The 13,704-nt window shown below is 69.5% G+C and carries 12 protein-coding genes and 1 pseudogene; 10 read left to right on the forward strand and 3 right to left on the reverse strand.

Annotated features, from left to right (window positions below; genetic code table 11):
• The first annotated feature begins 24 nt into the window (after positions 1-24).
• The 4 genes and pseudogenes from PS271_RS30695 (at position 25) to PS271_RS30710 (ending at position 4,760) form a co-directional block, all read left to right on the forward strand.
• A complete protein-coding gene (locus PS271_RS30695) occupies positions 25-867 on the forward strand; it encodes a thermonuclease family protein (protein WP_398387127.1) in 843 nt (280 codons plus the stop codon).
• Between the two features lie 156 nt (positions 868-1,023).
• Positions 1,024-1,212 (forward strand): annotated as a pseudogene (locus PS271_RS30700) (response regulator); the annotation flags it as partial.
• 196 nt (positions 1,213-1,408) lie between these two features.
• A complete protein-coding gene (htpG, locus tag PS271_RS30705; RefSeq protein ID WP_398386428.1) occupies positions 1,409-3,346 on the forward strand; it encodes a molecular chaperone HtpG in 1,938 nt (645 codons plus the stop codon).
• Positions 3,347-3,482: 136 nt separating this feature from the next.
• Positions 3,483-4,760, forward strand: coding sequence for a M20 metallopeptidase family protein (locus PS271_RS30710; RefSeq protein ID WP_495656767.1), 1,278 nt, complete (start codon positions 3,483-3,485; stop codon positions 4,758-4,760).
• Between the two features lie 177 nt (positions 4,761-4,937).
• Here PS271_RS30710 and PS271_RS30715 read toward each other — a convergent pair whose 3' ends face one another.
• Complete coding sequence (locus PS271_RS30715; protein ID WP_398386429.1) at positions 4,938-5,681, reverse strand: hypothetical protein; 744 nt, start codon at positions 5,679-5,681, stop codon at positions 4,938-4,940.
• A 298-nt stretch (positions 5,682-5,979) separates the two neighbouring features.
• Between PS271_RS30715 and PS271_RS30720 the strand changes: the two genes are divergently transcribed.
• The 5 genes from PS271_RS30720 to PS271_RS30740 all read left to right on the forward strand — a co-directional run bounded on the left by PS271_RS30720 (position 5,980) and on the right by PS271_RS30740 (position 11,759).
• A complete protein-coding gene (locus PS271_RS30720) occupies positions 5,980-7,308 on the forward strand; it encodes a TolB family protein (protein WP_398386431.1) in 1,329 nt (442 codons plus the stop codon).
• A 140-nt stretch (positions 7,309-7,448) separates the two neighbouring features.
• A complete protein-coding gene (locus PS271_RS30725; protein WP_398386432.1) occupies positions 7,449-8,948 on the forward strand; it encodes a transferase in 1,500 nt (499 codons plus the stop codon).
• A 262-nt stretch (positions 8,949-9,210) separates the two neighbouring features.
• Positions 9,211-9,777 carry a DUF4328 domain-containing protein gene (locus PS271_RS30730; RefSeq protein WP_398386433.1) on the forward strand — a complete coding sequence of 189 codons (567 nt, stop codon included), beginning with the start codon at positions 9,211-9,213 and terminating at the stop codon, positions 9,775-9,777.
• A gap of 81 nt (positions 9,778-9,858) precedes the next feature.
• Positions 9,859-11,235: a xylan 1,4-beta-xylosidase gene (locus PS271_RS30735; protein WP_398387130.1), complete on the forward strand. Its 1,377-nt coding sequence runs from the start codon at positions 9,859-9,861 to the stop codon at positions 11,233-11,235.
• 32 nt (positions 11,236-11,267) lie between these two features.
• The gene (locus PS271_RS30740; RefSeq protein WP_398386434.1) at positions 11,268-11,759 is read left to right on the forward strand and encodes a hypothetical protein; all 492 of its coding nucleotides are present in this window, start codon (positions 11,268-11,270) and stop codon (positions 11,757-11,759) included.
• Between the two features lie 146 nt (positions 11,760-11,905).
• On the opposite strand, the gene PS271_RS30745 is transcribed toward PS271_RS30740, so the two are convergent.
• Both PS271_RS30745 and PS271_RS30750 read right to left on the reverse strand, forming a co-directional pair.
• Entirely contained in the window at positions 11,906-12,091 is a 186-nt protein-coding gene (locus PS271_RS30745; protein ID WP_398386436.1) for a hypothetical protein, read from the reverse strand.
• 396 nt (positions 12,092-12,487) lie between these two features.
• Positions 12,488-13,111: a GNAT family N-acetyltransferase gene (locus PS271_RS30750; RefSeq protein WP_398386437.1), complete on the reverse strand. Its 624-nt coding sequence runs from the start codon at positions 13,109-13,111 to the stop codon at positions 12,488-12,490.
• Between the two features lie 299 nt (positions 13,112-13,410).
• On the opposite strand from PS271_RS30750, the gene PS271_RS30755 reads away from it, so the two are divergent.
• Positions 13,411-13,677 (forward strand): hypothetical protein, encoded by a 267-nt coding sequence (locus PS271_RS30755; RefSeq protein ID WP_398386439.1) that lies wholly within the window; start codon positions 13,411-13,413, stop codon positions 13,675-13,677.
• Positions 13,678-13,704: the final 27 nt, after the last annotated feature.

A 13,704-nucleotide genomic window follows, 5' to 3' on the forward strand; every position in this document is an offset into this window, starting at 1 on the left:
ACCGTCCCGTTCATTCCGGATTACGTGGGCGAGTGGAAGCTCGTCCGCGGACGCCAGAAACTGGAGCCGGAGAGGGACGGCCACGTCGATGTACGCCTCGAAGGCATCGACGCGCTGGAGACCCATTACTCGGGGAGTTACGGGACGGAGGTACGTCAGCCACGGAAGTTCGGCGATGCCGCCACCGACGCGCTGCTGACGTGGCTCGGCTTCAGCGACATCCGGCGCACCCTCGATCCCAGCAATGGCCACGAGAACATCTCCGCCACTCCTGATACGGTCCCGGGCTTCCTTCTCACCCGGGGCACCGACGTCTTCGGCCGCTGCGTGGCACTCATCGGCCGGGGCGCCCCGCCGGGGCCCAGCGGCTACGAGATCGAGGTGAAGACGGGACTTCTGAAGAAGACGGCTAATCACCACCTGCTCACGGAGGGTTTGGCGTATCCCACGTTCTACGCGGGTCTGCCCGCGGATCTGCGCGGCGAGCTGACCGCGGCCGTCCAGCAGGCGAAGGCCGACCCCGGTAAGGGCGTGTGGAACACCACGAGCGGTTCGCTGGGCGACGTGACCCTCACCGGCGCGAAGATCACCGGGATGTCCTCCATCACCGATGACGCGGTGATCCTTCCGAAACTGTTCCGCCGGCTGAAGGAGTACCTCTCGCTCGGCAACACCTCGCTGGCCTGCTTCCCCGCGTACCTGGGCGGGGCTGCGGACAAGTTCCGTATCTTGTCGGCCGCCGATACCTCGGCCTCCGACACGTCGGCTCCCCTCCAAACCGGCCTGCACAACGTCGTCGAGATCACCAACGGTGAGACCGTGAGGATGACGCATCCCTCCGAGGAACTCCTCTTCACCGAGAAGTGACTTCGCGGACGGTTCCGGCACCGCCTGGACGGAGGGAGCCGGGACCGCCCGGACGAACGGGCCCGGCGCTGCCCCTGCGGACGGATCCGGAGCCATCCGCTCCGAGGCAGCCCTCGTCGAGCCCCTGCCGGGCGTGGACCGGCTGACCGGCCTGGTCGAAGGGTTCTCCTCCGCCGCCACCGGTCCGGTCGCCACGGTGAGGCCGTCGACGGCACCGGCGCCCTCGAACTCGCCCGCAGACTGCGGCCGGACGTCGTCCTCGCCGACATCCGCATGTCCGGCATCGACGGCCTTGAGCTGACCCGGCTCCTCGCGGGGCCCGGCGCCGCGCACCTCACCCGTGTCTCGGCAGCGCCAATCGCGTCGGCATCGCGGCGTGGGCCTGGCAGACGGGTCTGGCCGTCCCCGAGCCCTGAGCCGGGCAGCGCCGGCGGGTCCGGATCCAGCCACCCCTCCCACATCCCGGCCACTGTCCTGACATGGTGTTTTACAGTGTCTTCCATCCAGATCTGGCAACAGGACCTGTGAGGTATTCGCGAACATGCCGGCCGAAGCTTTTGAGTTTCAGGTAGAGGCCCGTCAGCTGCTCCAGCTGATGATCCACTCGGTCTACTCAAACAAAGACGTCTTCCTGAGGGAGCTCGTCTCCAACGCCTCCGACGCGCTGGACAAGCTACGCCTCGAGAAGCTGTGGGACGACTCGCTCGACGCCGACGTGTCCGACCTGCACATCGACATCGCCGTCGACAAGGAGGCCCGCACCCTCACCGTGCGGGACAACGGTATCGGCATGTCGTACGACGAGGTCGGACGCCTGATCGGCACGATCGCCAACTCGGGCACCGCGAAGTTCCTCCAGGAGCTCAAGGAGGCCAAGGACGCGGCCGGGGAGGAAGGGCTCATCGGCCAGTTCGGCGTCGGGTTCTACGCCGGCTTCATGGTGGCGGACGAGGTCACCCTGGTGACCCGGCGCGCGGGCGAGAGCGAGGGCACCCGCTGGGCATCGCGCGGCGAGGGCACGTACACGCTGGAGAAGGTCGAGGACGCCCCGCAGGGCACCTCGGTCACGCTCCACCTCAAGCCGGCCGACCCGGAGAACCAGCTCCACGACTACACCTCCCCGTGGAAGATCAGGGAGATCATCAAGCGGTACTCGGACTTCATCACCTGGCCCGTCCGGATGCTGCCCGAGTCCCCGGCCGCTGCCCCTGCCGCAGCGGGCGAGGGGGATGAGGCGGCCGAAGCCGAGACCCCCGAACCCGAGACGCTCAACTCCATGAAGGCCCTCTGGGCGCGCCCGCGCGACGAGGTGTCCGACGACGAGTACCACGAGCTGTACAAGCACATCGGCCACGACTGGCGCGACCCGCTGGAGACGATCCGGCTCCAGGCGGAGGGCACCTTCGAGTACCAGGCGCTGCTGTTCCTGCCCGCCCACGCCCCCCACGACCTGTTCACGCGGGACGCCAAGCGCGGCGTGCAGCTGTACGTCAAGCGCGTGTTCATCATGGACGACTGCGAGGCGCTGCTGCCGCCGTACCTCCGCTTCGTCAAGGGCGTCGTCGACGCGGCGGACCTCTCGCTGAACGTGTCCCGCGAGATCCTCCAGCAGGACCGCCACATCGAGATGATGCGGCGACGGCTCACGAAGAAGGTCCTGTCCACGGTCAAGGACATGATGGCCAAGGACCAGGACCGCTACGCCACGCTCTGGCGGGAGTTCGGCACCGTCCTGAAGGAAGGCCTGGTCACCGACCCGGAGAACCGCGACGCCCTCCTCGCCGTAGCGTCGTTCGCGACCACGCACCACGACACCGAGCCGACCACGCTCAAGCAGTACGTGGAGCGGATGAAGGACGGGCAGGACGACATCTACTACCTGACCGGCGAGTCCCGGCAGAGCATCGAGAACTCCCCGCACATGGAGGCCTTCCGGGAGCGGGGCATCGAGGTGCTGCTGCTCACCGACGCCGTCGACGAGGTGTGGGCCGACGCCGTCGGCGAGTACGAGGGCAAGAAGCTGCGCTCCGTCGCCAAGGGGCAGATCGACCTCGACCCCAAGGACGAGGAGGCTGCCGACGGCGAGCGCGAGAAGCAGACCGAGGAGTACGCCGGGCTGCTCGGCTGGATGAAGGAGCAGCTGGACGCGGACATCAAGGAGGTACGTCTCTCCTCGCGCCTCACCGTCTCCCCGGCCTGTGTCGTCTCCGACGCGCAGGATCTGACCCCGGCACTGGAGAACATGTACCGGGCGATGGGCCAGGAAGTGCCCACCGCCAAGCGCATCCTGGAACTCAACCCGGACCACCAGCTGGTCAAGGGCCTCAACCAGGCGTACAAGGAGCGCGAGGACCACGCGGAGCTCGCCGAGACCGCCGAGCTCCTGCACGGCCTGGCCGTACTCGCCGAGGGCGGCCAGCCGAAGGAACCGGCCCGCTTCGTCAAGCTGATGGCGGACCGCCTGGAGCGCGCGCTGTAACGCGGCTCTGCTAGGCGCAGGCGGCCTGTCCCGAACGGTAAGCGGACAGGCCGCCGACGCGGCTGTGGTCTCGTAGCAGCGGCGAATGCTGCCGCATCCTGCACTGGAGAACGCCCCATAGGTAGTGGAGGCGCACGTGCCGATCGATGGAAACGATTCTGTCCGGCAGATCTCCCAGAACTCCCAGGGCCCTCAGGACTCCGGTCTCCTGGCCGAGGCGCGGAAGCTGCTGCCCGATGTCGTGGCGCTGCGGCGCCGTATCCACCGCGTTCCGGAAGCGGGCGCGCACCTGCCCCGTACCCAGCAGGCGGTACTGGAGGCGATCGACGGCCTGGGCCTGGCGGTAACGCTCGGCAGGCAGCTGAGCTCGGTCGTGGCCGTGCTCGACACCGGGCGCCCCGGACGGACCCTGCTCCTCCGCGCGGACATGGATGCCCTGCCGCAGCAGGAGAACACCGGCCTCGACTTCGCCTCCCAAGTGCCCGGGATCATGCACGCATGCGGTCATGACGCCCACACGGCCATGCTCGCGGGCGCCGCGCGGCTGCTCAGCGCCCGCAGGGACCGGCTGGCGGGGCGGGTGGTGTTCATGTTCCAGCCCGCCGAGGAGACCGGCGGCGGGGCCCTCCCCATGATCGAGGAGGGGCTGCTCACCCTGGCCGACGGCACGGCGGTCGATGCGGCGTTCGCCCTGCACATCAACGCCCGCAACGAAAGCTGCACCGTTCACGTCCGGCCGGGCACGCAGTATGCCGCCGCCGACCTGGTACGCATCACCGTCAGGGGCCGGAGCGGGCACGCGGCCGGCCCGCACCGGGTACTCGATCCGGTCCCGGTCGCCTGCGAGATCGTCCAGGCCCTCCAGACCATGATCACCCGGACCGTCGGAATCTTCGAGCCCGCGGTGCTGACGATCACCACGGTCCGGGCGGGAAGCGCGTTCAACGTCATCCCGGAGACGGCGGAGCTGTCCGGCACGTACCGCACACTCTCCGAGGCGAGCCGCCGCACGGTGCGCGAGGGCATCGCGCGCGTGGCCGGGGGAGTGGCCGCCGCCCATGGCACGATCGCCGACATCGAACTCCCCGAGGGCTACCCCACCGTGCAGAACGACCCCGCGTTCACAGCAGTGGTGCGCCACGCGGCGGCTGCCGCCCTCGGCCCCTCCCGCGTGCACGAGCTCCCCCACCCCACGATGGGCGGCGAGGACTTCTCCTACGTCCTCCAACGCGTGCCCGGCGCGATGGTGTTCCTGGGCGCCTGCCCACCCGGCAGCGTGCCGGGTACGGCCCCGGACAACCACTCCGACCGTGTCCTCTACGACGAGGAGGCGCTGGCCGCCGGAGTCGCCCTGCACTGCGCGGTCGCCGAGGACTTCCTGCGCGCCGCCGGCAGCTCACGCGGGGCGGGCTAAGCGCTGGCAGGGAGGCAGCGCGTGCCGGTGGTAGGACGCTGCCCATGGCAGCTCACTCAATCCCCTTGGGCCCCACCGGTTTGGATACCTCCGCGGCCCGGATCATAGTCATCGCATGGTGAGCGGACCGGCGCGGAGCGTCTGTTATGTCACGTCTACGGACGCCGGACGCCAAGCTCAGTGTGCCGTCACTTCCTCGAGCAGCCGCGGGGCGTCGCCGCTGAAGTCGATCCACGGGTTCGTGCCCAGCACCTGTGCGCCGTCCACGCTCGGTTCCTCGTAGCGCATGACGAACTTCTCAGGGCCGTGGACGTAGGCCACGATCAAGCCGTGCCCGGCGTCGAGGAAGGCGCCGTGGGGGCCCAGGCCGGGGTAGCTCAGGCGCCAGGCCGGATCGCCGGTCTCGACCGCGCCCACCGACAGCTTGGCGATCACGCCGTCGGGCAACCGGTAGAACCACGTCCACGGGCCACCGGAGACGACCGTCATCACTTCGTCGACGCCGACGCCGTGGTCAGAGCTGTTCACGTGGAGCCTGCCGAAGCGCGCCTGGACGGCGTGCAGGGCGTCGGCGTCCATCGCCTTCATGTCGTACACCTTCGGGTACGGGGGAACGCCGGCCTCGGAGGTGTTCAGGAACCCGCCGCCGTGGGTCTCCGGACGGCGGCCGGCCAGCTCGATCTGCTCCACCAACTGCCCCCGGTGCATGCTGAACAGCGACATCAGTTCCGTGCCTTCCTCCTCCGAGAGCGCCCGGTCCTTGGATGCCTCCAGGATCGGGTGGGCTTCCGTGGGAACGGGAATCCGGCTGACGCGCACGCCCACCGCCCGCAGTACGCGGTTGACGGCCTCGATGCCGGTGGTGGCCGGTCGGCCGTCGGAGTATGAGAGCTTCAGGTTTCCACGGTCTGCTGTCGTCATTTCTGGTCCTCAGGTGAGTCGTGTGGGAACAGTCGGGCCGCGTGGGCAGGGCGCAGGGCGCAGGGCTTGTGCGGACCCCCCGAAGGTCTTTCAGGGGTAGATCTTTTGACGTTGAAAGAAAAACACGCCCAGTTGTTCAACGTCAAGCCTCTTAGGCGCGAAATAAACCGAGGGCTGGTGCGAGCCGGAGCCGGCTCCTCCTCGTTGACCACGCGCCTCGCAAGGCTGTTGGCTTCCTTCAGCTCGTGCACCACCATCCGGCCCGTACGCCACCATCGCCTCAGGCAAGGGGAGTCGCATGCGCCATCTCAGACGAACGGCCGTCGTGGCGGCTGTCTTAGGAACCTGCGCGACGGTGCTGCCGGCGGCCGCCGCGACGGAAGGGCACCGGGCACGGACCGAGCGGGTGAGCGTCACCGCCGACGGCGCGGAGGCGAACGGCGAGTCGGGGCAGGGGAAGATCAGCGGCGATGGCCGCGTGGTCGTCTTCAGCTCGGGGGCTGACAACCTGATCCCCGGCGACTCCCGGAAGGGCGGCCCGTTCGTGAAGGAGTTGCGTACCGGCAGGATCGAGCGGGTCGCGGTGGCCACCGACGGCACGCCGGCCGACGGCTCGACGTGGGACGCGGTGCTCAGCGGCAACGGCCGGTATGTCGTTTTCAGCTCGGACGCGACGAACCTCGTACCGGGTGGCAACCCCACCGGCAGTACCGAGGTGTACGTACGTGACCGCTGGACCAGGCGCACCGAAATCCTCATCGGAGCTCCGAAGCAGGTCCGCGTCGACAACAGCGAACCATCGATCAGCGCGGACGGCCGCTATGTCGCGTTCCTCTCCACTCGCAGCGACCTGGTGCCCGGGGACACCAACAACGCGCGGGACGTGTTCGTGAAGGACCGGTGGCGGGGGACCGTCAAACGCGTCAGCGTCGCCTCCGACGGCACGCAGGGGGACGGCGAGTCCGTCTCTCCGGTGATCAGCGCGGACGGAAGCCGCATCGGGTTCAAGAGCAGGGCATCGAACCTGGTCCCGCAGGCCGGCGCCGACAAGGATCTGCTGGCGCGGCCGCGGGCCCGCGTGTTCTACGCGCACGAGCTGCGTACCGGCCGCACCGAACTGGCCGCGCACTCCCTCACCGGATCGAAGGTAGCGGTTCTCACTGACATCGGTCTGAGCCCGGACGGGCGCTACGCGCTGTTCATGAGCGCCAACAGCGACATCGTCGCCGGCGACACCAACGGCACCGCGGATGCCTTCGCCACGGATCTCCGCACGGGCGTCACCCGGCGGCTCAGCGTGGCGGCCGACGGGGCCGAGGCCAATGGCATGTCCTACGGGCGCGTGGCCATGAGCGCCGACAACCGGTACGCGTTCTTCACGTCCGGTGCGTCCAACCTGGTTCCGGGTGACACCAACGGCAAGGAGGACGTCTTCGTGCGCGACTTGCGGACCGGTGCGACGGAGCGCGCCAATGTCGCGTCCGACGGGACTCAGGCGAACGAGTTCTCGTTGAACTTCGGCGTCGACCTGTCCGGGCGCACGGTGGTGTTCGACAGCGGGGCCGGCAACCTCGTGCCCAAGGACACCAATGGGGCAGACGACGTCTTCCTCCGGCACTTGCGGTGAGCCGAGCGGTTACGGCGGAGCGCGTGCCGATCCTTCTCGCGTACCTGGGAACCGGCCACGGCCCGCGGTGCGCCATGGTAATACTATGCCTGACCCGGACATGACATCGGCGTCCGGTGGGGGCCAGGGGGGTACTGGGGGTGTCCTCGGGATTACGGGCGTTCGCCCGGCTGATCACGGCGGCCGCGGTCGTCACCGTCTACATCGCGCTGCACATGGCGATCTCCCTGGGCACGGAACTGCGGGACCGTGACGACTTCCGCGGCGCCCCGGAGCAGGCTGCCGCTTTCGTCACTGCCTTGAACCGCTACGCCGGGGGAGACGCGTCCGCGCACGCTGAGATCCGTGCGACCGGGGCCTGGTTCGAGGACAACGCCCCGCGAGGGGACAGCCGCTACGCGGTCTCCGCCGCCGTCCGTCACACCGAGAAGGGTGAGGTCGACGCCGCCCGTGCCAGCGCAAGCAACCTGACCGCGTACGTCGGAGGGGATCAGGCAGCGCTCGACCGGGACGTCAGCTCGTGGGGCACGGTCACACTGTGGTGGACGGTGGCCGCCGCAGCGCTCGTCGCGCCGGCGCTGTGGCTGCGGCACCGCCGTCAGGCCGGCGCCGCGGAGATCGTCGAGGTGGTCGGCCGGTTCGCCCCGCGTCAGCCACGGTGGCGCCGGCCGGTGTTCGTGGCGGCGAGCGGAGCCGGGTACGCCCTGTTCACAGCAGGCTTCTTCGCGGTCAGTATGGCCCAGCGACAGGGCTACAAGATGCCGCTGGTGGCGCAAGTGCTCCTCCTGCCTTGCGGACTGGCCGCGCTGGGGGCGGGATTCCTGGTCCTGCGCTACTCGCGCCCGCGGTCCGCGCGCGGCGCGGTCCGCGCCCTGCCGGCCGACGGCCGCCGTCCCGTGCTCTATCTGCGCAGCTTCGCCGACGACCACAGCGCGGCGCAGGTCGACGACGGGCCGAACCTCAACATCCATTCGCGGGAGGAGCAACTCGCCGTGGTGCTGGGCGCTTTCGGCCCCGTGATCGCGGTGGGCAAGCCGGGGGAGCCGCTGCCGCGCCTGGGGGCGGCGCGGTTCTACCTGCCGCTCGACGACTGGCAGCCGGTGATCCTCCGGCTGATGGAACTGTCCCAGCTCATCGTGTTGAGCGTGGGCCTCGGTGAGGGCCTGTGGTGGGAGCTCGAGCAGGCCGTTTCCAGCCACCCCGCGCACAAGGTGGTCCTGCTGGTGCCGGGCCGGAGGGCGGGTGTGGCCGAGCGGCTGGACGAGCTCCTGCCAGTACCTTCCCGGCTGGGCGAGACGCCGGCCGGCGACGGCGACCCCTGGATCTCTGCCGCCATCGCCTTCGGACCCGGATGGACGCCGCACGTGTGCCCGGTGGAGCCCGCTGCCGGCGCGACGCCCCCGCGCGGCGGGCGGGTGCGCCGCGCCTACCAGGCGTCTCTCGTGCCCATGACGGTGATGACGCCCACGCGCCACGTGGCCCGCGCCATGAAGTCGGCTTTGGCGTCCGCGGGAGTGCGCAGGCGGGCGGTCATCATGCGAGCCGACATGGGGATGCTGGTCACGTTGGGCAAAGGATGCCTCGCGCTCGGGGCCTTGGCCCTGCCGTACCGGGCACTGCAACTCGCCGGCTTCTGGTAGCCGCCCCGAAACCCGTCCCCCGGGCACAGCCGCCGTGTCGTACTCCTGATCGTGCTCGCACTTGTCCGCCTCATCCACCCATCCGCCCATCCACCCATCCACCTCGACAACCTTGTCCGCCTCGACAACCTGAAGAGGACCTGACTCTCTCGGAGGATCCATGGACAGCCCGCAGCAAGGCACCCCTGCAATACCTGCCGGCGCCGCCACGCAGCGGCAGAGACCGGTATCCGGCGCGGCCGCCACCGCAACAATATTGATCTTGCTGGAGCTCGTGCGCGAGATACTCGTATCGGCGGCCAACTGGCGCGACTACTTCGTCATCCGCGACTACCTGGCCGGTACGGCGACAGAGGCGGACCTGGACGCAGCCGACTCCTTCTCGGCGCTGGTGACCTGGCCGACGCTCCCGGCGTGGATCGCGGCCGGCGTGGCGTTCCTGATCTGGCTGTGGCGGGCGCGGATCAACGCCGAACTGCTGGGCGGCCTTGCTGCGCACCGCCGTTCCCGGGGCTGGGTGGTGGGCGCGTGGATAGCCCCGGTGGCCAACCTGTGGTACCCGTACCAGGTCGTGTCGGACATCTGGCAGACCAGCGCTCCCCGGCGGCCTGCCCCCGCCACCCTGGTCAACGCCTGGTGGGCGATGTTCGTGGCCGCCACCCTCGTCAAGCCGGTGCAGTGGCGTCTGGCCTCGCATCTGGAGACCGAGCAGGACGTACTGAGCAACGCGAACGTGTCCACTCTCCTCACGGCGCTGGACGTGGCGGCCGGCGCACTGGTCATCCTCATCATCAGACGAATCACCGCATGGCAGAACAGGGCCGTATGAGCGGGACGGCACGGGCACGCATTCCAGGCTATGCGCCTAGTATTGGATGTCGTGGGGCGACTTGACGCGGCATGGTCGGTGATGTCCGGTACGGCGCTACGGCGACGGAGGCCGGCTTCCTTTCCCTTGCTCGGCGTGTGCGGCGCGCTGGCCCTCGCGGCCCTGCCGCTCGCGACGGCCGCGGGCAAGCCGGGCGGCGGCGGCCCGTCGAAGGCCGGCCGACGACCACCGGCTGCCCAGCCGGGCTGGGGCTTCACCCACACCCAGCACAGCGCGGACCACGGCGAACCGGAGGCCACCCGCAAGGCGGGCGCCCTGCTCTCGGCCCGGCCCCAGCCGCAGAACCAGCACATCATGGGCTGGGGCGCGGAAAACCCCGAACCGGCGCCCGGGCGGTACGACTTCGAAGCCCTCGACGAGCGCGTCGCCCTGATGCGAGCCACCGGCGCCACCCCCGTCCTCACCCTGTGCGGCGCCCCCGACTGGATGAAGGGCGGCCGGAAGGGACGTACCGACTGGTCCCGCCTGGAGACCGCTCCCGACCGCCGGCACTACGGTGACTTCGCCCGGCTCGCAGGCACGATCGCCCGCCGTTACCCCGACATCAAGCACTTCCTCGTATGGAACGAACTGAAGGGCTTCTACGACGAGCGCAAGCGCCGCTGGAACTACGAGGGGTACACCCAGCTGTACAACCTCGTCTACGCGGAACTGAAGAAACAGAGCCCGGACAACCTGGTCGGAGGCCCCTACGTAGTGGCCGACCACGACCCGCCCGCCGACGACCGGGAGGACCGCTCGCCCGAACTCCGCGGCCCCTGGGGCGAACTCGACCAGCGCTCCGCCGACGTCATCCACTACTGGAACAGGCACAAGGCAGGCGCCGACTTCGTCGTTGTCGACGGGTCCAGCTACACCCGCGAGGGCCACGAGACGATCCCCGACGAGTTCGCCGCCACCGAGAAGTTCGCCGACGTCACCCGCTGGCTGAGGAACGTCACCGGGCTTCCCGTGTGGTGGGCCGAGTGGTACGTCGAACCGCCTGCCGAAGACTACCGGCCCGGCGGCCGTGACGGCTGGCACGAGCGTCACCGCACCGCTGTGCAGGCCACCGCGCTGATGCACCTGGCGGCGAGCGGCGCGTCAGCCGCCTTCTACTGGAACCCGCAGCAGACCGGACACGACTGCCCGGGCTGCCTGTGGAGCAGCACCCACCTCCGCGATGGCGGCCAAGGCCTCCCCATGTCCCGTCTCCTGAACCGCTTCGCCCACGAATTCCCCCCGGGCACCGCCTTCCGAGATGTGGACGCCACCACGGAGCCGGGCACCAGGATCCAGGTCCTGGCCGACGACGCAGCCGTACTCGTCGTCAACACCGAACGCCGCCAGGCAGCAGCCCAAGTCGACGGACAGCCACTGTCCCTCGCCCCGTACGAAGTACGCTGGCTCACACGCTGAGCAGACCGTGTGAGTGGGATACAACTGTCGGTGTGACGGTCTTCTACTGCGCGAAGTGCGGCGCCGAGCTCACCCCGGACCTGCGGAAACTTCCGGCCGTCCCCGATGTCGCCGTGAGCCCCAGCGCTGACAGCACGACTCGGCCCGCGCCGTCGACGGTCCCGCGCGGCAGCTACGCCATCGACCCCGAACCTTGGGGCGCTCCCTTCGCGGCACCGGATTCCCCGGCCGTAGATGTGCAGGAGAGCCGCGCTCTTCTCATGCCGCCCCAGATGACCGGCATGGTGTCCGCAGGTCCCAAGGACTCCGCGATCGTGCACCCGGAGGACGTCCCCGGCCTGCGGCTGACCAGTCCCCTGGGCATCCACCAGGGCTGCTGCGGACCACTCGGAACCGGAGGCCGCAACATGGCATGCCCGTGCGGGACCCTCGTGGCCACGCTGGCCGCCGATTGCATGGGCCCTTACGAACTGCACCTCGATCCGCTCCGGGTGTACGCCTACCCGGCCGACACGACGAGGTGAGCACGGATCGCGCGGTCGCCGGCTGAAACCTCCGTGAGTAGCTCCTGGCTCCGGCCCCCTGACTCGCTCCGTCCCCTCCCTGACAGCCGGCCGAGCCGTCCGATCAGCGTCCGGGCTGTAGGAGGATCCGTCCACATCCCGTTGCGTCACGGGCTCGTGCAGGAACCCTCCCTGTCAGTACCGATGCGCCCAGGGAGCTCAGCCGGATCCACGCCTTCGACCAGGACGAAGCGGTAGCCGGCACCGAGGCCGCCCGCCTGCCTGTCCGCCAGCCAGGCCAGTCCGCCGGGATCGAGGGCCGACGCCACGGGGCCGGGACCGGCGCCGCGCACCGCTTCGGTTCCTCGCGGGACAGCCGGCACCCCAGCGAGCATGTTCCCGCGCCTCTTCGACGGCGACGCCGAACGGCCCCGGCGCCGTGTAACGGAAGAACGGCTTGCTGCGTCGTCGGAACGGCCCGATGAGCGGTGCGTGCGCGCCGTACGTACCGTCACCGGAGGCAACGGCTTCCGGAGGGGGCGGGAACTGCTGGACCCGCACCGCGGCCGACACGTTCAGGCCTGCACTGAAGTACGCCGCCTCGCCCAGCTCAGGGGGCCGCCGAAACGAGGGGCGATCCGGCCTCCTCCTAGCACGAGGATTCGCAGGTGGGAGGGGGTGCGGCGAGGGTACGTGTTGCGGGCACACCAGGCCCGCAACTTACTCGCTGAGGCGGCACGTACCCGGAGTCAGGGCCGGTAAATGCACTCCGCGATGGTCGCGTGTTTCTTCCAGCCCAGCGTCTCGTACAGGGCGCGTCCGTCGTCGGTCGCGCCGAGAACGCCGAGCGCGGCGCCCCGGGCCGAGGCGCAGTCGGCGAGCGTAGCCATCACGAACTTGCCCAGCCCGCGCCGCCGGTGGGTCTCCGAGGTGATCACCCGGTCCACCACCGCGGCTTCCCCGAGGATCGCCAGTTGTCCCTGGGCCGCCTGCTCGCCCGCAGCATCCAGCACCCGGACGTGGACGACGGCACCGATGGTCTCCACCGTCGCCGTGTATCCCTCGGGTGCGACCGGGCCTGTGGCTACGAGGTCAACGGCCATCAGGTGCCCGGTCTCTTCCCGGGCCACCACCCACCCCTCCGGCAGCCAGGGCTCGATCTCCTCCGGCTCCCCGGGCATCTTCATCCAGGTCCGCGGCACGACTACGGAGGCAGCGGCGCGGCGGACCAACAACTCCTCGGTCTCCGGGAGGACATGGCGCCCCACTTCGGCAGGGTTGCCGGCGACCTCGACGTAGAACCCCCAGGGCTTCTCGACCGGCGGGGGAGTGCTCCGTGAGAGAGCCCAGCCCGCCACCCAGGTCCTGACCATGTCCGCAACCATCAAGTCCTCCCGAAGCCGTGGCCGAATCAACGACCAAGTAATAGTCAGCGGCCAGGAGTGCACATTACGTCCCGCTGAGGCGCACGGCATCTCCTTTGAGCGCGGCTCGACCGAGAGGAGGCCGCCCGCGGTGGGGCGTGAGGCCGGTGCGTGACGTGCTGGTTTCTGGGGCGTTCTTGGTGTGCTGGGTGCTTGTTGTCCGGATGGTGGCGGCCGGGCTGTCACCGGGGCGTAGCGCCTGGCCTCAGTGATGGCCGTCTGAGAGGGGAGTTGCTGTCGATATGAGGTTGGTCGAGCATGTGGGGGCTGCGGTGTGCTTCCTTGCACTCGTTGCCCGCTTCGCCTACGAGGTGAAGGACCCGGTTCGGCGGGACGTGGTCGCCGTTCTTACCGGTGCCGGGGTGACAGTGCTGGTGGTGTGTGGAGCCGTGCTGGTAGCCGGAGTCTTCTGGTTCGACAGTTCAATCGCCGCGCTCTACTGGGGCGTTGGTTCCGCACTTGCGGTGCATACGTCCAGGTTCGTGCGTGCCAAACGTGCATCCGCCCGCACGTGAGCGTGCACTGAGCCGGTCCTCCCGTCC

It is taken from the genome of Streptomyces sp. SCA2-17 (assembly GCF_044336695.1).

What these genes read in the sequence shown, in the direction of transcription:
- PS271_RS30720 (WP_398386431.1), top strand. Translation starts at nt 5,980, where the DNA reads ATGCGCCATCTCAGACGAACGGCCGTCGTGGCGGCTGTCTTAGGAACC.
- htpG (WP_398386428.1), top strand. Translation starts at nt 1,409, where the DNA reads ATGCCGGCCGAAGCTTTTGAGTTTCAGGTAGAGGCCCGTCAGCTGCTC.
- PS271_RS30715 (WP_398386429.1), bottom strand. Translation starts at nt 5,681, where the DNA reads ATGACGACAGCAGACCGTGGAAACCTGAAGCTCTCATACTCCGACGGC.
- PS271_RS30735 (WP_398387130.1), top strand. Translation starts at nt 9,859, where the DNA reads ATGTCCGGTACGGCGCTACGGCGACGGAGGCCGGCTTCCTTTCCCTTG.
- PS271_RS30750 (WP_398386437.1), bottom strand. Translation starts at nt 13,111, where the DNA reads ATGGTCAGGACCTGGGTGGCGGGCTGGGCTCTCTCACGGAGCACTCCC.